This window comes from Alteromonas salexigens (assembly GCF_025628895.1).
Lineage (GTDB): Bacteria > Pseudomonadota > Gammaproteobacteria > Enterobacterales > Alteromonadaceae > Alteromonas > Alteromonas salexigens.
On the sequence record NZ_JAOTJC010000005.1, the window covers coordinates 92001 to 113124 of the forward strand.

At 52.8% G+C, this 21124-nt stretch carries 21 protein-coding genes; 9 read left to right on the forward strand and 12 right to left on the reverse strand.

Going from position 1 to position 21124, the window contains the following annotated elements; genetic code table 11:
* Window positions 1-3: 3 nt before the first annotated feature.
* Both OCL06_RS03825 and OCL06_RS03830 read right to left on the reverse strand, forming a co-directional pair.
* Window positions 4-1656, reverse strand: a complete 1653-nt coding sequence (locus OCL06_RS03825) for an amidohydrolase (protein WP_262992427.1) — start codon at window positions 1654-1656, stop codon at window positions 4-6.
* The gene (locus OCL06_RS03830; RefSeq protein WP_262992428.1) at window positions 1653-2666 is read right to left on the reverse strand and encodes a serine/threonine dehydratase; all 1014 of its coding nucleotides are present in this window, start codon (window positions 2664-2666) and stop codon (window positions 1653-1655) included. The genes OCL06_RS03825 and OCL06_RS03830 overlap by 4 nt, the downstream gene beginning before the upstream one ends.
* A gap of 346 nt (window positions 2667-3012) precedes the next feature.
* Between OCL06_RS03830 and OCL06_RS03835 the strand changes: the two genes are divergently transcribed.
* Window positions 3013-3387: a PH domain-containing protein gene (locus OCL06_RS03835; protein ID WP_262992429.1), complete on the forward strand. Its 375-nt coding sequence runs from the start codon at window positions 3013-3015 to the stop codon at window positions 3385-3387.
* A gap of 85 nt (window positions 3388-3472) precedes the next feature.
* Here the strand turns inward: OCL06_RS03835 and OCL06_RS03840 are convergent, their stop codons facing one another.
* Together OCL06_RS03840 and OCL06_RS03845 are read right to left on the reverse strand one after the other, a co-directional pair.
* Entirely contained in the window at window positions 3473-5314 is a 1842-nt protein-coding gene (locus OCL06_RS03840) for a S8 family serine peptidase (RefSeq protein WP_262992430.1), read from the reverse strand.
* A 334-nt stretch (window positions 5315-5648) separates the two neighbouring features.
* Window positions 5649-7859, reverse strand: coding sequence for a S9 family peptidase (locus OCL06_RS03845; protein WP_262992431.1), 2211 nt, complete (start codon window positions 7857-7859; stop codon window positions 5649-5651).
* Window positions 7860-7920: 61 nt separating this feature from the next.
* Between OCL06_RS03845 and OCL06_RS03850 the strand changes: the two genes are divergently transcribed.
* The 4 genes from OCL06_RS03850 to OCL06_RS03865 are packed head-to-tail and all read left to right on the forward strand — an operon-like array spanning window position 7921 to window position 10214.
* Window positions 7921-8583, forward strand: a complete 663-nt coding sequence (locus OCL06_RS03850) for an NAD(P)H-binding protein (RefSeq protein WP_262992432.1) — start codon at window positions 7921-7923, stop codon at window positions 8581-8583.
* Between the two features lie 31 nt (window positions 8584-8614).
* Window positions 8615-9286, forward strand: a complete 672-nt coding sequence (locus OCL06_RS03855) for a tRNA1(Val) (adenine(37)-N6)-methyltransferase (RefSeq protein WP_262992433.1) — start codon at window positions 8615-8617, stop codon at window positions 9284-9286.
* A 19-nt stretch (window positions 9287-9305) separates the two neighbouring features.
* Window positions 9306-9662: a hypothetical protein gene (locus tag OCL06_RS03860; RefSeq protein WP_262992434.1), complete on the forward strand. Its 357-nt coding sequence runs from the start codon at window positions 9306-9308 to the stop codon at window positions 9660-9662.
* 15 nt (window positions 9663-9677) lie between these two features.
* Window positions 9678-10214: a YgjV family protein gene (locus OCL06_RS03865; protein WP_262992468.1), complete on the forward strand. Its 537-nt coding sequence runs from the start codon at window positions 9678-9680 to the stop codon at window positions 10212-10214.
* Window positions 10215-10234: 20 nt separating this feature from the next.
* On the opposite strand, the gene OCL06_RS03870 is transcribed toward OCL06_RS03865, so the two are convergent.
* From OCL06_RS03870 to OCL06_RS03890, 5 genes are all read right to left on the reverse strand, one after another.
* Window positions 10235-10525: a hypothetical protein gene (locus tag OCL06_RS03870; RefSeq protein WP_262992435.1), complete on the reverse strand. Its 291-nt coding sequence runs from the start codon at window positions 10523-10525 to the stop codon at window positions 10235-10237.
* 263 nt (window positions 10526-10788) lie between these two features.
* A complete protein-coding gene (locus tag OCL06_RS03875; RefSeq protein WP_262992436.1) occupies window positions 10789-11196 on the reverse strand; it encodes an ExbD/TolR family protein in 408 nt (135 codons plus the stop codon).
* Between the two features lie 140 nt (window positions 11197-11336).
* Complete coding sequence (locus tag OCL06_RS03880; RefSeq protein WP_262992437.1) at window positions 11337-12125, reverse strand: CLCA_X family protein; 789 nt, start codon at window positions 12123-12125, stop codon at window positions 11337-11339.
* Entirely contained in the window at window positions 12118-12657 is a 540-nt protein-coding gene (gene fldB, locus OCL06_RS03885; RefSeq protein ID WP_262992438.1) for a flavodoxin FldB, read from the reverse strand. The genes OCL06_RS03880 and fldB overlap by 8 nt, the downstream gene beginning before the upstream one ends.
* Complete coding sequence (locus OCL06_RS03890) at window positions 12650-14533, reverse strand: metallophosphoesterase family protein (protein ID WP_262992469.1); 1884 nt, start codon at window positions 14531-14533, stop codon at window positions 12650-12652. The genes fldB and OCL06_RS03890 overlap by 8 nt, the downstream gene beginning before the upstream one ends.
* A 238-nt stretch (window positions 14534-14771) precedes the next feature.
* Between OCL06_RS03890 and OCL06_RS03895 the strand changes: the two genes are divergently transcribed.
* Window positions 14772-15911 (forward strand): esterase-like activity of phytase family protein, encoded by a 1140-nt coding sequence (locus OCL06_RS03895; protein WP_262992439.1) that lies wholly within the window; start codon window positions 14772-14774, stop codon window positions 15909-15911.
* Here OCL06_RS03895 and msrA read toward each other — a convergent pair.
* Window positions 15908-16444, reverse strand: coding sequence for a peptide-methionine (S)-S-oxide reductase MsrA (gene msrA / locus OCL06_RS03900; RefSeq protein WP_262992440.1), 537 nt, complete (start codon window positions 16442-16444; stop codon window positions 15908-15910). The genes OCL06_RS03895 and msrA overlap by 4 nt on opposite strands.
* A gap of 161 nt (window positions 16445-16605) precedes the next feature.
* Between msrA and OCL06_RS03905 the strand changes: the two genes are divergently transcribed.
* The 3 genes from OCL06_RS03905 to OCL06_RS03915 all read left to right on the forward strand — a co-directional run bounded on the left by OCL06_RS03905 (window position 16606) and on the right by OCL06_RS03915 (window position 19348).
* On the forward strand, window positions 16606-17001 hold the full coding sequence (locus tag OCL06_RS03905) for a thiol-disulfide oxidoreductase DCC family protein (protein WP_262992441.1): 396 nt from the start codon (window positions 16606-16608) through the stop codon (window positions 16999-17001).
* Entirely contained in the window at window positions 16994-17722 is a 729-nt protein-coding gene (locus OCL06_RS03910) for an SDR family NAD(P)-dependent oxidoreductase (RefSeq protein WP_262992442.1), read from the forward strand. Before OCL06_RS03905 ends, OCL06_RS03910 begins: the two co-directional genes overlap by 8 nt.
* A 192-nt stretch (window positions 17723-17914) precedes the next feature.
* Window positions 17915-19348 (forward strand): sodium-dependent transporter, encoded by a 1434-nt coding sequence (locus tag OCL06_RS03915; RefSeq protein WP_262992443.1) that lies wholly within the window; start codon window positions 17915-17917, stop codon window positions 19346-19348.
* 100 nt (window positions 19349-19448) lie between these two features.
* On the opposite strand, the gene OCL06_RS03920 is transcribed toward OCL06_RS03915, so the two are convergent.
* Window positions 19449-20255, reverse strand: a complete 807-nt coding sequence (locus tag OCL06_RS03920) for an NAD-dependent epimerase/dehydratase family protein (protein WP_262992444.1) — start codon at window positions 20253-20255, stop codon at window positions 19449-19451.
* 57 nt (window positions 20256-20312) lie between these two features.
* Window positions 20313-21116, reverse strand: a complete 804-nt coding sequence (locus tag OCL06_RS03925; protein ID WP_262992445.1) for a DUF2884 family protein — start codon at window positions 21114-21116, stop codon at window positions 20313-20315.
* Window positions 21117-21124 lie beyond the last annotated feature (8 nt).

Genomic DNA, 21124 nt, shown 5'->3' on the forward strand with positions numbered 1-21124 from the left:
GTGTTATTGGCCGCTGGCCTCAAAAACTTTGTCACCGGCAAGGTAGGTCTGCAGTACTGTTGTTTTCCACAACTCGGTCGCCGGGATCGCAAAGATGTCCTGATCAACCAGAATAAAGTCTGCCCATTTTCCTTCTTCCAGGGTGCCAATGCGCTTTTCCATATGACCTGCATAGGCAGCATCAAGGGTAAAGCCTTTAAAAGCCTGCTTGAGCGTCATGGCTTCATGGGCATACCAACCTTTTACTGGCTGATTGTTGCGGTCCTGACGGGTCACAGCGGCATGCAGGCCGTAGAAGGGATTGGCTAGTTCGACCGGGAAGTCAGACCCCAGAGGAAGGGGGATCCCTGACTCCAGCAGGGTTTTCCAGGCATAGGCACCGGCCATACGATCTTCGCCAATACGATCTTCTGCCATATTCATGTCACTGGTGGCGTGGGTAGGTTGCATGGAAGGTAAAACACCAAGCTCTGCAAAGCGGGGCAAATCAGCTACGTCAATAACCTGAGCGTGTTCAATGCGGTTGCGCAGAGCCTTGCCGTCGGTTTGTTTGAACGATTTTTCAAACTGGTTTAACGCAAGGTGGTTAGCACGATCGCCAATGGCATGGAAGTTCAGCTGAAAGCCGGCATCCAGCACCGTATTAAATAGCGACGCAAATTCCTCAGGCTGGGTAACCATCAGACCTTCCTGATGGGGCGCATCAGAGTAAGGTGCCAGCAGTGCCGCGCCGCGGCTGCCTAAGGCGCCATCACCGTACGCTTTTACCGAGCGAATGTGCAGGAAGTCCTGTTTACCGATCACCGGGCCATTGGCCAGCAGTTGATTTAAGTCCGGATCCGTGGCGGCAATCATGGCGTAAATCCGCACTGGCAGGGCCTCTTCTACCGCCTGTTGCAGGTAGAAGTCGTATACCGCATGACTGATTCCGGCGTCGTGCATGGCCGTGACACCCTGTGACAAGAGGTGCTGGCCCGCGGCGTCAAGCTGCGCAGCATACTGCTTTGCACTGGCTGCCGGCATACGGCTTTCAACCAGAGCCATGGCGTTATCGATTAATACGCCGGTTGCTTTGCCGTCCATATCGCGAACAATTTTTCCGCCCGCGGGATCCGGCGTGTCCTTATTGATACCTGCCAGTGCCAGGGTCTGGCTATTGGCCCAGCCGGCGTGGCCATCAACACGAGTCAACCAGACGGGTCGGTCACTAATTTTCTCATCCAGCACGGACGCGGTAGGGAACGCTCGATCAGACCACAGCTCCTGATTCCAGCCGCGACCGGTTATCCAGCGCTGCTCGGGGTTAGCGAAGGCGTAAGCGGCCACCGTTTCGGCTGCTTCGGCGGCAGAGGTACTGTCGCGCAAATCCACTTCTAACAAATTAGCGCCTAGGCCGAGGAGGTGACCATGGGCATCAATCAGACCCGGGAGCAGGGTTTTACCGCCGCCATCCAATACCCGATCGGTCTGCTGTGAGCCACTGACATTTAATCCGGCCACTTTGCCGTCTTCTACCAGCATATTGCTGAAGGTGATCAGGTCACCCTCTGCATTGAGGGTATAGCCGTTGACGTCTTTGACCAGCAGGGTATCTGCCAGCAGACTGACCGGGCTGAGTAGCAAAGCGGTAAGCAGGGTGCGAAATCGAATGGTCATTCTTGTGGTTCCTGTTGCGAAATTATAGGGGGTTGTTGCAGGTAATCGGTCGCCCAGATCTTTTGCATGCTGGTCTGACTGATATTACCACCTGACAGCATCACTACGGCCGTGTGCCCCGGCGGCGTATTCACTGCCCAGGCGGCAACGGCCGCCATTGTCATGGCACAGGTGGGCTCAATATGTAGCTTTAGCAGGTGATGCAGCCACTGTGTCCAGTAGGCAATCTGTACTTCGTCGACTTCATAGAAGTCATCCAGCTGTTGCAGAAGCGGAAACGTATGGGTACCGACACTGGGTGTAGCGGCACCATCGGCCAAAGTGTCCGGTGAGCCCTCCAGCGTTTCAATCTGGCCGGACTGCAGCGACCGCGCGGCATCATTGGCCGCCATAGGTTCTGCCCCGATGACCCGGGCATCGGGCATGAGTGCACGGGTGGCCAGCAAGGCGCCACTTAGCAGACCGCCCCCGCCACAGGGCGCAAAGACGGCATCGACCTTACCTGCGTCATGCAGTGCTTCCAGTGTGGCTGTGCCCTGGCCAGCAATAATATCCGGGTGGTTGTAGGGAGGGATCCATACCGTGCCCGGGGTTTCCGCGGCTTTGGCGACGGCGGCATCGGCCTCCGGGCGGGTAGGATATACTCGCAGCTCTGCGCCGTAACTGCGGGTGGCCGCAGCTTTCACAGCAGAAATATTGTCCGCGGAATAAATGGTCGCCGGCAGGCCATACAGACTGGCCGCTTTGGCGACAGCCTGCGCATGATTGCCTGAGCTGTTGGCCACTACCCGTTCGGGGAGTGCATCCTGCTCTGCCAGGTGCGCCAGAAAATTACTGGCGCCGCGCAATTTGAAAGCCCCGGTGGTTTGCAGGCACTCCGCCTTGAATAACACCCGTTGTCCCAGCCAGTCATTTAATAGGCGGGATTCCAGCAGCGGGGTGTGCTGAACCATACCGGCAATGCGCTGAGCGGCCGCTTCCACATCGGCAAAGGTCGTTAACGCTGTCACTGCCTTTCCTTTTTGTTTGAATAAGTTATCTCTTGCTACCCTACCACCTGGCGGGCGAGCGCGCGACTGCCACTGTAGGAAGAACACGGTAAAATTACCAATTTCGCCGATGACCCGTTTGCGTCGGGTCTGCAACAGGACATGTGAATTATGCATAAAATGTGGCTTGGCTATTTTTTCATCTGCCATTTAGTGGCTAAATTTGCTTTACTGGTAACACCGTAAAGCAACATTATGCAGCTTCATGACGAAGCTTGCTTAATAATAGCCAGTGGGTCAGCCATGAAACTGCTTCGAGAATTGCAGCGAGTGACGGGTACTTAATAACCAGATAGGGAATAATACCATGGGACTTTTTGATACATTGTTGGGTAACGCCAGCGAAACCGATGTGGCGGCGGTACAGGAGGAACTGGCGCCGGTGCTGGGGAACGGCGAACAGGTGGTAGCGGCTTATCGGCTGGTGCGGGATTTAACCGTATTTACCACCGCCCGTTTGATTCTAATTGACAAGCAGGGGCTGACTGGCCGCAAAGTCAATTATCATTCCATTCCTTACCGCGCCATCACCCAATTTATGGTGGAAACGGCAGGGCGTTTTGATGCCGACTCTGAGCTAAAAATCTGGGTATCTGGGCAGGGGGCGCCGGTGGAAGTGGAGCTGAGTAAATCTTCGGCGCAGCAGGTGCAGAAAACGCTGGCCGATCAGTTATTCGGTTAACCGTAAAAGATACGCAAAGCTATCTTCAGATATAAAAAAGCGGGCAACCGCCCGCTTATGCGTTTTTGTTTCTGGCCCGTGGTATTTAGAACACTACGGTCACAGTAGCAGAACAGGTAGTCGTGCCTGCTTCACACACCTGGTAGTCGTAGACACCGCCACCTTTTTTATTCAGTGAATCGGTGTAGGCGCCATCGTTGGCCGTAGTAGTAATTACGCTGCCGTCACGATAGATGTCAACGTCGTTACCCGTGGCATTTGACCAGCTCAGATCGACGGTCTGCATGCCTTTGACTTTATAGCCGTTCGCTGTCAGCGACAGGTCGCTACCGCCACCTGTGCCGCCACCGCCGCTACCACCGCCGGCGCAGCCGTTTGCGGTCAGGTAATCATTGGCGTCAGCCGCCTGTACAATACCATGGCCGAAGTACACGTCTTTACCCGCGGCTCCCGCATCACGAGCGGTGGCTTTCAGTGCAGAGCGGATTTCCTCACCCGTACAGGTGGGGTGATTTGACCACACCAGCGCAGCCACGCCTGCTACCGCAGGTGTCGCCATAGACGTACCGCTCATATAGCCGTAATCGCTGGCACCAATACTGATATCCACCGTAGTCGCCGCCAGCAGTTGTGCACGGTCTTCCTGCGCAGCACCTACAGCAGGGATGGTGGTGTCATTCGTTTCACCTAAGGTACCATACAGCATACCGGGTTCGTTGTTGATCACGACCGCGCCAACACCACCGGACTGCTCACAGTTATTTACCTTGTCGTAGAATGAAATGCTGCCACGGTCAATTAAACAAACTTTGCCCGAGGCATTGGTATCAACGCTATCGCCGATGCCCATAAAGTACGTAGTGGCGCTGGCTGTGCCGGCATTTTCCATGGCCGACGCAGCGACACCCGCACCGTCCGCGGTCATTGACGCCATAGTGGCGCCGCCCGCTGGGTAGGTGGACAGGGTATCAACACCACCGGCAGTGACTTCTACACAAATGGTTTCATCAGAGGTGGCATTTTTGCCCCGTCCTGAAGTGCATGACGGATATTGTGAGAAGCTAGCAATATTGTCATCGGCGTCGTTGGCACCAATCATCATAACAGCTGGGTAGCCGGCAGGATAAGAACGGACGTTGTTGCCGTCGTTACCGGCAGCAGCCACTACGAAGCCACCGTTGTTTACGAAGTCAATAAAGGCATTCTCTTCGGTGCTGTTGGCACCGCCGCCGCCCAGACTCATGTTAATGATGTTTGCACCCGCATCAGCACATTTTTGTGCAGCATAAGCGAGGTCAGAAGAATAACCCCAGCCCTCAGCGTTAAATACTTTGATGATGTGCATATCCACGCCAGGCGCCATGCCGATCACGCCATAGCTGTTATCCGCAGCGCCAATAGTGCCGGCCACATGGGTACCATGCGGGCCACCGTTATCAAACCAGTTGCCGGTGCCGGGATCGTTGTCGCCGGTAATGCGGCTCCACACGAAATCCGGGTTAGAGCTATCAAGACCAGAGTCGATCACACATACCTTCATACCGGCATTGGCGTCGAAAGTGACCTGGTTGGCCTGGGCCTGGTAAACCGCATAGGGCGTGATTTGCATGGCATCCGGATCGCCGGCGTCATCATTATAAAGTGCCATGGGACGGCGTTCGTGGTCTTGCTCAACCAGTTTTACATGAGGATTGTTCATCAATCCTTTTACGTCAGATAACGACTTTCCTGAGAATGTTGCGGCAATGAATCCATTCGCGTCAATATGAATATCTGCACCTGACTGTTTAGCCAGAGCCTTGACGATGCCTTTGCTGTTGTTATCGACCTGAATGATATATCTGTCACCGGTTTGTGCGGCGACTGAAGCAGAACCCAGAGCCAGTAGAGTGGCAGCCAGAGTAGGTTTTATAGTTGTTTTGAACATAAATACGTCTTCTTCACTTGTTATCATTTTGCCTATTTGCCTAAATGCCGGCTTCTGCCGATCTTTTTTTGCATGTTATTCAGGCGCTAATGGGGCAAACCCCGAGCTTCAACTTACAGCATGAAAAGACTATTAACAATTTATTAATATAATGTTTAGTTATAAATGTATAAGTGTCGTTACTTGAGAGTTATTAAAATCATAAATGGTACGATGAGTGATTAGCGTCTAGGCTACAGAAATTAAGGGGTTGCGCTGCCGCGCAGTGAAATTTTGTGGAATAAGTAGAAGGGAAAAAAAAAGCCACCTCGGCAGGTGGCTTTGATGACTTCAACTACTCTGCGTTGGGATGCAGGTTTCGGTTGAAGAAGTTAGTGATGGTTTTGTACAGATGGATGCCTGTTTGCTTACCACGAATGCTGTGCTTCTTGCCTGGGTAGTCCATGGTTTCAAACGGAATCGCCAAGTCCTGCAGATGTTTATACAACATGGTGCTGTGCGTAAACAGAACGTTGTCATCGGCCATTCCATGGTAAATCAGCAAAGAACCTTTCAGGTCTTTCGCATAGGGGAAGACCGAGGCTTTGGTGTAGGCGGCATCGTCAGTTTTGGGATTACCCATGTAACGTTCGGTATAATGAGTATCGTATAAGCGCCAGTCGGTCACCGGGGCACCGGAGACACCTGCCTTGAAATAGTCGCCGGCTTTGAACATGGTCATCAGAGTCATATAGCCACCGTAACTGTGCCCGTGCACGCCAATGCGCTCCGGGTCGACGTAAGGCAGGGTGCGCAGAAACTTAACACCGGCAACCTGATCTTCCACTTCGATACTGCCCATTTGCTTATAGATGGGATCTTCGAACGCTTTACCGCGGTAGTTAGAGCCTCGGTTATCCAGTGAAAATACCACATAGCCCTGATCTATCCAGTATTGCATGAGCAGGCCACGATTGCCGCCCCAGCTGTTGTTCACCACCTGCGCGTGTGGACCACCGTAAAGATACACAATAACCGGGTGCTGTTTTTCCAGATTCTCGGGCTTGTACAGCCGGTATTGCAGCTCGGCGCCATCGTCGGTGGTCAGGGTGCCAAACTCAGGCTTAGTCCAGCTATCCATATACGGATGAAGTGGGTGGTCATTGTCTACTTCGTTACGCTCCAGCCAGGTAATTTGCTTGCCATTCGCTTTATGCAGGCTGACCTGGTAGGGGGAGTTGACGGTAGAGAAACGGTCGATATAAATCGACGCGTCGCCACTGAAAGTGATTTGGTGGAAACCATCACGTTCGGTGATACGGGTAACAGTGCCGCCTTTCAGCGGCGCGCTGTATAAATGGCTTTCAAGGGGGGTGTCTTTGCGGCCTGTGAAGTACACCTTGTTCTGTTCAGTGTCGACAGCCTTCAGTGAGTCGACCACCCAGTCACCAGAGGTAATCTGCGTAACTAATGTGCCGTCGTTGTTGTACAGGTAGAGGTGTTTAAAACCATCGCGCTCTGACGCCCAGATAAACTGATCGCGATCGCTTAAAAACGTCAGATCGTCATGCAGATTCACCCAGGTTGGGCTGGACTCTGTCAGCAGTACCGACTGCTTCTGGCTGGCCAGGTGGTAAGCCCGCAGTTCCAGTGTCTGTTGGTCGCGGGTTTGCCACTGATAAGTGAAGGTGCTGCTATCCGGCATCCAGTCGCCACGGGCGAAATAGATGTCCTGGTTTTCACCCATATCCACCCAGGTCCGTTCGCCACTGGCAATATTCTGAATGGCGAGCTTCACGGTGACGTTATCGGTGCCTGCTTTGGGATACTTCTGCTCAATCATGTCGATTTTGTCGGCATAAATTTCTGAGCGGGTGATTACTTCTACCGGTGATTCGTCGACCCGGGTGAAGGCAATGTGGCTTTCATCCGGTGCCCACCAGTAGCCGGTCATGCGGCCCATTTCTTCCTGGGCAACAAATTCTGCCATGCCGTATTTGATGTTTCCGCCGCCGTCTTTAGTAATTGCGGTTTCTTTGCCACTGGCAATATGTTTTATGTAGACATTCTGGTCACGCACGAAAGAAATATAATTGCCTTTTGGCGACAGTTTTATATCGGTTTCAAACGCTTCTGTATCCAGTAGTTGTTTGGCCTCTTTGTCACCAAGCCGGAAATAATACACGTCGCCGCCAAGTGGGAATAGTAAGGACTCACCATCTTCAGACCATTGGTAGCTTACAATGCCGGTGCCCGATAAACGCATACGTTCCCGGCGTGCTTTTTCTTCGTCCGACAGGGTTTCTTCACCACTGTGCAGATCATCGGAATCGAACAGCATACGGGTTTCACCGCTGGCGATGTGGTATTCCCACAAATCCAGACGCTCGTAGTCGCTGGCCTTGCCTTTCAGGAAGGTGACACGCTCGCCATTGGGCGATACCTTCAGGTTACGTGGGGCATTGCCATCTAATGAGGGAGACTCGAAAATACGCTCTATTGTGAGCGTTTGAGCCTGTATTGCTGTACTTAGCATAAGGGCTCCAAACATGAGGGCTTTCTTCATTATTATCTTCTTACTTTGCAGTCGGGGAATCGATTGTAGTGAATACACAGGATGATACAAGGTGAGTGACAACAATTCTGCAATTGTGCTGGGAGCGACAGGTCTGGTGGGACGAGAGGTCGTTGACCGGCTGCTACACGACCCTCGCTACACCGAAGTGACCTGCCTTGTGCGCCGACCTCTGCCTGCATCGCTGTTTCACGATCCGCAGGGCAAGCTCAACCCTGTGGTTATCGACTTTGACCAGTTACAGGAATATCAGGGCTATTTCTCGGTGAACCATGTTTACTGCTGTCTTGGCACTACGCTAAAGCAAGCTGGCAGTAAAGCGGCCTTCCGACGGGTTGATTTTGAATATGTGCACGTGGCAGCCCAGCTCACCCGCGCACAACGTTGCGATAGTTTCGTCTGGATATCCTCAGTGGGGGCGGATGCCAGCAGTAGCAATTTCTATCTGCGGGTTAAAGGCGAACTGGAAAATGCCATTATGCGTATGCCGCAGCTTCCCCATGCCTCTGCTGTACGGCCTTCATTATTGCTTGGCAAACGAGAGGAAAGCCGCGGGCTGGAATCACTGGGTCAGAGCCTGGCGCCCTTGTTCGGGCCATTGTTACAGGGGCGTCTGAAGAAATACCGGCCGGTGAGTGCCAGTGAAGTGGCCGATAAAATGATAACGTTACAGCGCTTTACCGGGAATGGAGAGAATTTGGGTGTTTCAGTGTAAACAATTTACTGTTAAGCAGGATAAATGCGCCATGAAGGTTAATACCGACAGCCTCATTCTGGGCAGTTGGGTTAGGGTGGCAGGGCGTTATCGTATACTGGATATCGGCACCGGCACTGGGATCCTGGCCTTGATGCTGGCCCAGCGGGCCAGTGAAGAGGCAGTCATTGACGCGATTGAAATTGATGCTGATGCAGCAAGGCAGGCGCGGGAAAATGTTCTGGCCTCACCCTGGGCCGATAATATCGCTGTGTGTCAGGGCTCAGTACTCACTCAGTGTCCTGGTCGCCAATATGATCTGATTGCCTGTAACCCCCCTTATTTCGCCGCTCCAGCTCAGTCCACTCAGGCTTACGCTACGCAGTCGGAGGCCCGCCAGCAGGCCAGAATGCAGGACAGTCTCAGTCCGGCCAGGTTGTTTGCATGGGTGGCTGCGTACCTGACTGCTGAGGGAGCGTTTTACTGCCTGTACCCTGCTGATCAGGTTCACGATATTGTAGAGCAGGGCAGAGCGTGCGGACTATATTGTACAGACCTGCTGTGGGTGCAAAGCTATGCCCATAAGGCTGCGCACGTGGCTGCGATGTGTTTCACGCGGCAGGAGGGCGCAGTACAGAAAGAAACCCTGGTTATTCACACAGAGACAGGCGACTATTCGGATGACTACCGGAACTTATGCCGGCCATATTATCTTAAATTCTGAGCCACCAGGAATGAAAAGTATGCTGCCCGACTGCTTAAAGCCTTATACACAGCGACTGGTGATTCAGCCATTCCTGTGGCGGGAGCGACAATGGCGGGTGCCTTTCTATCAGGTGTATGCCCGGTTGTCAGCACCGGTTGCCGCAGATTTCCTGACCTATCGGTCAAAAAAAGTGGCTATACTGCATCTGGGAAAGTATCATGTGCCGCTTTTTGATCCCTGTCGCCAGGGTATTGACGTATTACCCGCGCACGCGGTGGTGCTAAGCCACTGCAAAGGCAACCGGTTTGGATTATATGCGTTTCCGGCAGACACCGTGCTGGCTCCGTTGTTCTTACCCCTGGGTACGCAATACCTGCGTCGGCAATCGCAGTAACAGGAATACACCATGATGCAATATTTGGCAGAGGGCTTTGGTGCACTTGCGGTTATATTGAATTTTATTGGCTACCGGCAGAACCATGTCGATCGCTATTTGATAATATCCGCAGGAGCGTTATTGTCAGTAAGCATTCACTTTTTTATGCTGGACGCGATGGCTGCCGGGGTGGGCTGTATGCTCGCCAGTATCCGTAACATCGTGGCGCTGAAATCCCGCGCCCACAGTATTCTGGCGTTATTCGTAGCCGCGAATCTGGCCTTTTTTGCGTTCGAGTGGTTTGTACTGGAGCATAGCTGGATCATTATCATTGCTTACAGCTCATCGCTGATTTTTACCATCGGCTCTATTGTGCTGCGTGATGCGATGAAAATTCGTCAGTGGTTTCTGGTGGCCGAGTCGCTGGGACTTGCCTACGCCCTGCTGGTAGGCAGTATCTTCGGTACAATCTTTAACATCAGCAATCTGTTCAGCATCATTACTAAGCTGATCCAAGAAAAACGTCGACTGGCGAAACCTGAACAAACGTCTGATAACCACACCGTCTGAACGCGCCCTTCACTGAAAGTTTACGCTGACGCTTTCCGTCCACGGGCGGTGAGCGCCCGCCTGAGAACAAATAAATAAATGCCGGCACAGCCGAACCGTGCCAGTCTGGCAGGTTCAGATACTTCGATACTCTGGGCGGCAGGCTCGGGTGTAACATCGCTGTCGGTGGCGCCTATAAGTGGCTCGCTGTTCGGCGCCACGTCCTTGAAATCCACCATGGCGACCAAGGGGGGCGGCGTCACATTCTGTCGCGCTGTCGCCGTTCTGTCAGGCTGGCTGGACTGAGGCCGTGGCGTCACCGGTACAAACACAGAACCTGGGTTATCCTGTCCGGGCCTGCGCTTTACGGCTACGACGACGCACGCGAATGCGTTCGCCTTTATTATTATTGTTATTCAACATGGTGAGGTTTGCTCCAGATTATTGGCTGGAACCGTTTCAACATGGTTATCCAGACAACCTTATGCTAGATCGTTGCGATCGTGCAAACGAGAGCCAGAGCCACACCTATGTATATGCTTTTGTAAGCATAAAAAAACCGCCCAGAAGGCGGTTTTTTGGTATTGAGTAAGGTTTAGGAACCTTTCACCAGCACTGATACTTTTTCAATGCCAGCAACTTTCACCTGGTTCATAACTTCAACCACGGTGCCATGTTCGGTGTCTTCGTGAGCCTGGATAGCTGCAGTGTCAGTGTTATTTTCCGCCAGGTAAGTCTGCGTGTTCGCAACTACGCGACGAATATCCACTTCACGACCGCCCATTGTAATGGTGCCATTCTCGTCAATGCGAATAGACAATGAGCTTGAAGGCTTGTCGGTGTTCGACTGGTTATCTTCAGGACGGTTTACATCCAAACCTTTCTCTTTCACGAACGACGTAGTAACAATGAAGAAAATCAACATGATGAACACAATGTCCAACATGGGCGTCATGTCAATCTGAGCCTCGTCATCGGCCGAGGTATGCTTTTTTCTTTTCATCTCGTATTCTTTCTTCTCTTACATTCGAGCACATTAGTATACTGTTTGTAACAAAAATGAATAGCGTTTTGTACAACACAGCCTACATCTTAACACTTGTTGCCGGAATATTGTTCAAAAAAGCCGAAAACCACGACGGGTTACGGTGATTTTTTAGCCAGCGCAATACCCAACTGGTAAAAGTATAGCATCAACTGTTGGTTAAGTTGATTGCGCAAACTACCATGCGGGTAGATCCCAAGTCTAGCTTCGGTGGACTTTTTCGTACCCTGCACCAGGAACGCATTTTTTATCGCGTGATCCTGAACACAGGCCTCAAAAGCCCGCGCTGCCATCTCCTGAGGCATGGCATAATAATACATTTTGAGCGCGCGATCAGCCTCGATCGATCGGATCAGGTATGGGCTGGGGCCATTAGTGGTGTCTAAGAACAAGGTGGAAAAGCACTCACACAACAGATCGTTGAGCGGATGAGGCTGGACAGTGGCATTGTCCAGCCAGGCTTGTGAGGCAAAGTTGCCGGTGGGCTTCACGGTAAACACCTTGCCGGCAATGTAGTGGTCAAACCCGTGAAACCACTCATGGGCGAGGGCGCCGCCGCCGGCATTTTTAGCCAGCGCCAGCTGGCGTTTAGCGGGGTTGTAGTGAGCGCTGGCGTGTTTTTGCCCGCCATGACCGAAAGCCAGTGAGAGCGAGCCGTTCAGCGAAATAACCTGTTCGTTGACTTGCAGAATATCGATAAGATCGTACAGCGCATCGAAGAACAGGTTGGCGGCCAGTTGTTGCTCTTCGGGGGTAACCCAGCGACCTACCGTAATACTGGCAAAATTAAACAGCTTACGGATGTCATTAAACGACACATCGGCACCATCTCTGTGGCTGGCGCCGTTCCGAAAATAGGTTTTGTGGAGTCGGCCAGGGTTAGTCACTTAGCTCTTCAAGGAGCTGGTGGCACCAGGTGTGAATGCGATCATCAGTGAGATCATACTGGTTTTCATCGTCCAGTGATAAACCCACAAATTGCGTCTTGTCCTCGGTCAGCGCTTTTGACTGGGCAAAATCATAGCCCTGATTAGGCCAGTAACCGATAATCTTACAGCCAGACGGCTGAATGGCATCATGCAGCATGCCCAGGGCGTCCTGGAACCAGTCGGTGTAGCCTATCTGGTCGCCGAGCCCGAATAACGCCACAATTTTATCACTGAGATCTAACTGGTAGACCTCGTCCCAGTGAGACTCCCAGTCTTCCTGCAGTTCGCCGAAATCCCAGGTAGAAATGCCCAAAATGAGAATGTCGTAGTTGGCGGTGTGGGTGAGGGGTTCTTCCTGAATGTTGTGCAAACAGACAACCTGGTCGTCAAACAACGCATTCAGTTGCGCCTGAATTTTTTCAGCCGCCATTTCGGTGTAACAGGTGGTGGAGCCATAAAATAGCCCGATCTTCAGTGCCGTATCACTCATCTTTCGCCTCTTTACTACTCTGGTGCCGGACGAATTCTACCGTTTCTCCGTTGCTACACAAAGCTTTGCAGTGCACTGTCGGGTCGTTCGGGTGTAACTCCAGCAGTCCAATGGCTGATCCATTCAGTAATTCGCCGCTGTGATCACCCGGATCCCGGGCGCGCACCGACATATTCCGGCGACGGGTGAACACATTCAGCGGCGATGAGGGGCGGTAGAGGGCCCGGTTAAATCGGTCCAGCCAGGTAATGAGCGTGTTGGGAAAGGTATTCTTAATTCCGCTACAGGTAAACTGGGTAATATGCGGAGAGTTGCGTCGAAACCGCAGCCGGACGTCATAAACAAACGAGTAATGGACATCACCGGACAAGATAATGAATTCCGGCGGGGTACGAAAATGCCGGAAAATATTCAGCATGACATTAGCGGTGCCTTTGTGGGCCATCCAGTTTTCCGCGTCTACCGTGAGTGCTTTGCCCATCAGTGTGAATACTTTCTGCACCGCTTCGATGAATTTAACGCCATAGACAGGCGCTGCCGATACGACGATCACTGCCTCTTTACCTATCAGGGACTGCTGAAATTCACACATGGCCTCCCAGTCCATCAAGCCAGAGGGCTTATTTAGACTCGACTCCGAACGCCACCGCCGGGTACGGGTATCCAGCACATTGATGGGCGGGGTGGTCTCCAGTTGGTAGTGCCACTCCTCAAAGTCGAACAGCGTGGCAATAAATTCATCGTGTTGGGCCAGCCCGCCGGGCGTGAAGGTGGCATCAATGTGTTCCTGCAGCGGGTCGAAATTCGTCGGGCAGTTGCCCCAGCCCTGACACAGCAAGTAGCCCATCAGGGCATTGCCCACCATACGTTTGGACAGTGGATGCCCGTACACCTCCTGCTCCCAGCCTCGGGTCAGGTTCCAGTCATCGGTCACATCGTGATCGTCGAATATCATGTAAGTGGGCAGGTGCGCCAGTAACCGCCGCACGGCCGGCAACGTGTCGCAAAAGCCCGTAATAGTCTGCTGCTCCTGCCGGAATTGCGGCTTATAGCGATCATCTACGGGATCTTCACTGATGTGGACAAATCGCCAGGGCGTATCGGACCAGACCAGTAGGTACATAGCCATCACTTCGGCAAAGCTGATTAAATGGTTCTGTGCATTGACCGAGGTAAAGACCGGCTTTTTCTTGGCGCCAAAAAACAATTTTGACAGCGCGGTATTGGTGGCAATTTTCGGTAGCAGCTGCTCGCGCTCATACAGGTTGTGAGGATGACCAGGCAGGGCATCACTGTGCTCAATGACTGCGCCGCTGAGAGACTCACCGAACAGCCCAAGCGCAGTTACTACCTGCTGAACAGCCTGTAACATGGGCCCGGCGACATCATCAGCGTAAATCTGATCGCCGGTCATAAGTAACAGATCAGGCCGGGGCGTCTGGTGAGTTATCGCTTCCTCCAGCAAGCTGTCTACCCGCGTCAGGGCGTCGGCACTGTCGTGATGTGGCTTACGGCACGAACCATGGAGGACCTGCCGCAGTTCAGGCTGCCAGCAAAAGCTCAATGACTGCTGACCGGGATAGTACAGGGCGGGCAGCGCGCTTTCCCAGCGCGCCTGAAAGTGAGTACTGGCAAATTGCAGCTGATAACAGACCGGCGTGGCTTTAGCTATTGGGGCGCTAAACTCCACGGTAACCAGGCCTACATAGGCATGCTTGCCCACCGGCACGTACTTACACCGGGTGGTGGCGGCAAGCGGCTTATCATGCTGGGATAACACGATATCCAGCGAGTCTGGTTGTGAGGTTACTAACCACAGGTGGCAGTGTGTTGCGGTAGTGTGCCTGACTATGGGGCCAGCCAGTACCGCCGGCATTTCTGGCGTATCGGTCACGCTGTCTCGCATGAAGTAACAAACATATGCTAACCATAACGCGTTTTTGGTGCTTCGATAATGAGAAATTTGTCAGCAAATGCAACCAGATGCGCCAGCACTTGCCGTGGCGGCCTGCAAACGTTGCAAGTTTTTATAAACAAACGCAGAATCTACGCTGTATATGTTTCAGCGAACGGTTGCTAACGCAGCTATGAGCACAACCAACGGGAAATTCGCCATGTTGAAAACCAGTCTGCCGGTGGGCTTGTCATTACTTATGTTGCTGGGCTGCTCCGATGCGCCGGCCCCTGAAGTTCAAAGTGATGAGGCCCAAAGTACTGCGCTTACGGTGACTGGCGTATGGGTTAAGGAAGCCGGCGGTGGCGTAATGGCAGATCCGCAAACATCTGGCCTGACCCATGTTAACGGGCTGCTGGCCAGCATTTCTGATGGCAGCGCGTTGCCAAATCAGCAACGTCGTATCCACATGCTGGATCCGGCCACGGCCACTTTGATGCCCACGCCTGACGCTATGGGCATGGCGAGTCGGGTACGCCGCAGCTGCTTTGCCGATTACCTGAAAACCGAACCGGATCTGGAAGCGCTGGTGGTCGACCCCACCGACAGCACGGTGTTTTATACCGTAACAGAAGATGCTACCCGCACCGGTGCGCTGTCTGTGCGCTGTCAGAAGCGTTATGAGGAGACCGGCTCCACTGACTATCCGACCTTACTGGTGCGTCTGAAACGGCATGATGATGGTTCAGCTACTATGACCCATGTACGTCCGCTGGCGTTCGACAGTACGCTGGCGGTGGGTGACTTTCCCAACGATGGCATTGAAGGAATGGCGCTGGCACCAGACGGTACCTTATATCTGGGACTGGAAAAAGACGCCGCCGGGCAGCCGCGACTATTCTCACTCAGCCTGGACGAAAAGTTCTGGGAGTCACAGGAGTTTGCCAGGGTTGAGGATGCGGGTTTAGCCCTGCCTCACTTTGACAGTGGCAACCACCCCATTAACGGGCTTGAGTATTATCATCATGCGGCCACAGGTCAGGGGTATATCCTTGCCGCTGCCCGCAACGATGACGAATTGTGGGTGATCAGCACTGACCCCGAGCAGTCGTATCAGCGCATTTCTTTACAATTTACTGCAGCCGTTGACGAGGGCACCGCCGGATGTCCGCCTCAGGAAATCATGGACAATGCCTCAATTGAAGGGCTGGCCGTGATTGACCAAACACTGTGGCTGATAAATGACCCGTGGAAGAAAAATTATCTCAAAAACGTGCAGTGCGGGGCGAACGAAGAAAGGTATAAGGCAATGGCACCGCTGTTGTTTTCAGTGCCATTGCAGGCGTCGTGGTTTAATTAACGCAGTTTTGACGCAAACGTTTTCTTAAACTTTGCGAGCTTGGGGGCCACCACCATTGCACAGTACTGATTTTCAGGGTTATTTTTGAAATAGTTCTGGTGATAGTCTTCCGCCGGTACATAGTTTGATATCGGCTCAACCTCCGTCACAATGGGGTCTGGCCATACTTCATCGTCAGTCATTTCCTGAATGATGGCCTCAGCCTCCTTGCGCTGACTGTCGTTGTGGTAAAACACCACGCTGCGGTACTGGGTGCCGACGTCGTTACCCTGACGGTTCAGCTGTGTCGGGTCGTGCAGTGCAAAAAAGATTTCCAGTACTTCACGGTAGGAGAGCAGTTCCGGATTGTAGGTCACCTGCACCACTTCTGCATGCCCGGTCTCTCCCCGGCATACCGACTCATAGGAAGGGGTAGGGTCGTCGCCACCGGCGTAACCGGAAATGGCACTTTCTACGCCTTCAACGCTATTAAACGCCGATTCAATGCACCAAAAGCAGCCGCCTGCCAGTGTCGCGGTTTCATGGTTAGCCATAGTGAATATCCTTGTGATTGCTTATGGCTCAGAGTGTGGGTCCGCCCCAGGGCAAACACAAGTCATCCATAACAGTTTTCTTATCGTAAAACGGCATAACAAAAAGCAAAAAAGTGTGAATAAGGCGCAAGGTCTGCCTCGCACTGAAAACAGAGGTAATTATGATCATTTTCTACGATGGCTACTGTCCGTTATGCCAGAGTGAAATGCGCCATCTGCAAAAGTACGATACCCAGGGTGTAATCCGGTTTGAAGATATTCAGTCGCCGGCTTTCAGTGACCGGTTCCCCGCCCTTGATTGGCAGGCCCTGAACGCCCGTATTCACGTGCAGATGCCGGATGGCTCACTGGTCACCGGATTGGATGCCACTTACCAGGCGTGGCACGCGGTGGGCAAAGGCTGGTTGTATGCGCCACTACGCTGGCCAGTGATACGGCCTCTGGCCGATTTGGCCTATAACTTTTTCGCCCGCCATCGCTATCGGATTTCCTACTTGTTAACCGGTAAACGTCGCGGCTGTGGTACAGCCTGTAGGGTGGAGAAACCAAATGAGTGATATATACCTGGTCATTGGCGCAGCAGGCGGCATCGGCCGTACACTGGTATCGGCATGGGCCGGGCAGGGCAAACAGGTGCTGGCAGTCTCACGCACGGGCGCCCGGGATGAGAGCTGGCCTGAATCGGTGAACGTGATGGCCTGCGACAGCAGCGATGGGGACATTGCGCAGGTGGTTGCCCATATTCGCGAAAAGGCTATGCAGGTACGTAGCGCCGTATGTACCATCGGTTTTTTACACGGCGAGCAAAATGGCGTAAAGGTAAGCCCGGAAAAACAGTTGGAAGCATTAAATGAGGCCCAGCTTAACGCTTATTTCAGTATCAATACCATTATCCCGGCGCTGTGGATAAAGCACCTGGTGTCGGTTATGCACCCCGATCACGCCACACTGGCGTGCCTGAGTGCCCGGGTCGGTAGTATCAGTGATAATCGGCTGGGGGGCTGGTACGGATATCGCGCCTCCAAAGCCGCCCTTAACATGCTTATAAAAACCGCCAGCGTCGAATACAAACGCAGAGCCAAAAACACCAGCCTGCTTTGCTATCACCCCGGCACAGTAGACACGGTATTGTCTGAACCTTTTCAGGGGAACGTCAAACCGGAGAAGCTGTTTACACCAGAGTTTACAGTCACCCGGCTGATTAACATTCTTGAAACACTCGACCCGCAAGGCAGTCCGTATTATCGTGACTGGGACGATAAAAACATCAGCTGGTAATACGCCAGAGCGGGTGTGAATCGCGTTTAACATCAAGACTTTTAAAAAATCTGCTGTTACCATGCCGAACCGGGCTGGATGCATAGTGGGCTCTCAGAGCCCTGCTATAACGCCTTCACAAGTGCATTAACAATTAAAAAAACGCATCCCCCGTAACAACGATAACAAGAAAACAACAAGAGGAAGCTGGGTATGAGCGGCGCCAGAGAACAGTTCGGATCGCGCATCGGTTTTATTTTGGCAGCAGCCGGGTCTGCTGTAGGGATCGGTAACCTGGTCGGGTTTCCGGTAGGAGCAGCGAAAAATGGCGGTGGCGCCTTTCTGCTCATGTACGCCATTTTCGTCTTCGCCATCTGTCTGCCGGTTATGCTGGCTGAAATGTCAGTGGGTCGACATGCCCGTAAAGATCCACTGGGCGCATACCGTGATTTGAGTGGCAATCAGACGCACTGGAAACTGGCGGGTTGGCTCTCAGTTATCACGCCGTTCATGATTGCGGTGTTCTACATGGTTATTACGGTGTGGATTTTCGGCTACTTGTTTGCCGCCGTGACCGGCGACCTTGAGTTATTGGCGAATCCGGACACCTTTGCCACCTTCATTAACTCGCCACGCATTTTCGCTTATATGGTCGTGGTGGTCGCGGTGGTCTATCTGATCTTGCAAGGCGGGGTAAAAGAAGGCATTGAGAAAGCCGCTAAACTGTTGATGCCTGCGCTGTTCGTGATGTTACTCGGACTGGTGGTATTCGTGCTAATGCAGGATAACGCCATGGCGGGTGTAGAGTTTTATCTAATCCCGGACTTTTCCAAAATCACCGCGTCGGTAGTAAACGGGGCCTTATCCCAGGCCTTCTTCTCGCTGTCGTTAGGGATGGGGATCATGATCACCTATGGCAGCTATATTGATAAACGCGCTGACGTGCCCGGCTCGGCAAAGCTGGTTGCACTGACCGATACGGCGGTGGCATTCACTGCCGGTCTGATGATCCTGCCGGCGATTTTCTCGTTTAATCCGGAGACTAACCCGGCGGAGCTCAGTGAGTCGTCCATCGGCATGATTTTCACCTATCTGCCGCAAATCTTCCTGGCACTGCAATCATCGATTGGGTATCTGGGCGCGTCGCTGGTGGCAAGCCTGTTCTTCCTGCTGGTTTTCTTTGCGGCCATCACCTCTCTGGTGTCTATCTTCGAAGTGCCAGTGGCTGCGCTGATGGATGAAAAGGACATGAACCGTAAGCCTGCGCTGCTTATTCTGGGCGTTGGCATGATCATACTGGCTTGCCTGTGCGCACTGTCGTTTGGTTACGTCGAGTTTCTGACTACCTTTACCAACTATGCCGATACGCCCAAGTCCTTCTTCGACATTGTGTATGATGTGTTTTACGACACTATCTTGCCGCTGAATGGCTTCCTGATTTGTATCTTTGTGATTTACCGCTGGAAGAAGGCCAATTTCAATGCGGCGCTGGATGAAGGGGCGCCAAACTATAAAGGCAGCTTCTTTGAGCGCTATGTGGACATTTCAGTAGGTACCTTTATTCCGGTGATTCTGCTGGTGATCTTTATTAATACAGTGGCGCTGAAGTACTTTGGCTTTAGTCTGATTGATATTTTCTTCAGCTAACCCAGACCGTGTGTGGCAGTAAACAGCGTTTACTGCCTGCAAAAAGGGCAGCCGTTTGGCTGCCCTTTTTTGTGTGTCTACAGTGGTTATTCACGCGGGACTACATCATGTCGTCCGGGGTCGCGAACCGAGGGCGTGTATCCAGCATTTCCCAGCTCCAGCGCGCATCAATGCGCTTACCCACAGGAAGTGCTGTGGTATCGTCAAACCGCGGCAACGCAAGACCTCTGGCGTGGGCCGTGCGTGGGTAATAGTCTCCGCGCTTAGGGTGGGCAAGACTGCACAGGTGATAGGTTTTCCCCTCGCCGCCCCGGCGGATTAACTGTGTGAGGGCCGTAACCACATCAGCAACATGAACCAGATTAACCACCTTGTTACCGGCACTGAAATGCTTGCCAGACAAGACATTAACCGGGTGACGATCCGGGCCGACCAGACCGGCCAGCCGCACTATACTGTAGCGATAATTGGGATAACGACGCAGACGCTTTTCAATGGCAATATGGGTCTTCGCCGACACTGTCTGAGGGTCAACCGGCGTGTTTTCGGTAACAATATGAGTGGTTTCTTCGCCGTATACTGAGGTGGTGCTGATAAAAATAATGTGCCCTACCTTAACGTCAATCAGGGCGTCTATCAGCGCCAGCATATTGTCCAGGTAGGTATCCAGCGATGGATTGCGGCGTCCGGGGGGAATGTTAAGCAGCACTGTGGCTTGAGAGCAATGCCGGGTAAGCACGGCCGGGTCATCACCAAGAGTAAAGGGGATAGCCTGGTAACCCTGTTGTGCGAGTTGTTGGCATTTTTCCGGTGTACGTGTGGTAGATATGACCGTCGCGGGTTCGCGGGTTTCGGCCAGGTAGTTGCCCAACCAACCGTGGCCACATAGAACAAGCGGGTGCTGCATAGCGATTCCTGTTAACGACAATTTCGCTATGCTAGCACGAGTTATTTACGCCAGCCGCTACATTTTCAGCTTACGGTTGGGCATATCCAGTAAGTTTAAACCGTCTAAACCACGAATATGCTGTTGCATTTGCGCCTCAGCGTCGTCAGCTCTGGCCAGTACCTCACACAAGGCATCGGCGTCACGGGTAAGCGCTTCAGCCTGCATTTCAACACGTTGTTCGAGGTCTTTACCAAAGCTCTCCATTTTGGTTTCGAAGGCCGCCATGTCGCCCTCCATCATCATTTCCGTGCCTACGGCGATGAGGATCCGTCCCACCGATTCGGATACCAGCGACTCAAACTGCTCTTCAAAACGGGCTTCCCAGGCGTCGTCAAACCAGCCGGGCTCATCGAAACGGGAGGAGTCAATCTGAATATTTCCCTGCGCATCGTAAAACGCGGCCTGCATATCGGTTTCCAGTGAGGTGAACAACTCATTGAAGTCGGCGACCAGTTCATCGTCCGGACCCAGCAATTCGCCAAACGCTTCATTGACCGCCACGCTGGCTATATCCAGCCCCTGCGAAGCAATATTAAGTGTCATCGGGATGGCAGTTTCAAGCTGCTGGTGGTAGGTCTCTACCCAGTGTTGCTCTTGCTCTGACAGTTTTACCCACTCGCCATTTACAGCCAGCATATAGTCTGGGGTAATGGTGAGCTGACTGCCGTTGTCCATATCGATATTCAACATACCGCTGGCGTAGCGGATATTACCTTGCAGTTCAATATCGCAAGGGTCATGGTCATCACCGTGGGCACTGGCTGATGCGGTGAACAAGGTGCTGGCGGCAACAACAAACAAAGGGATACGTGTTTTCATGATTCGTC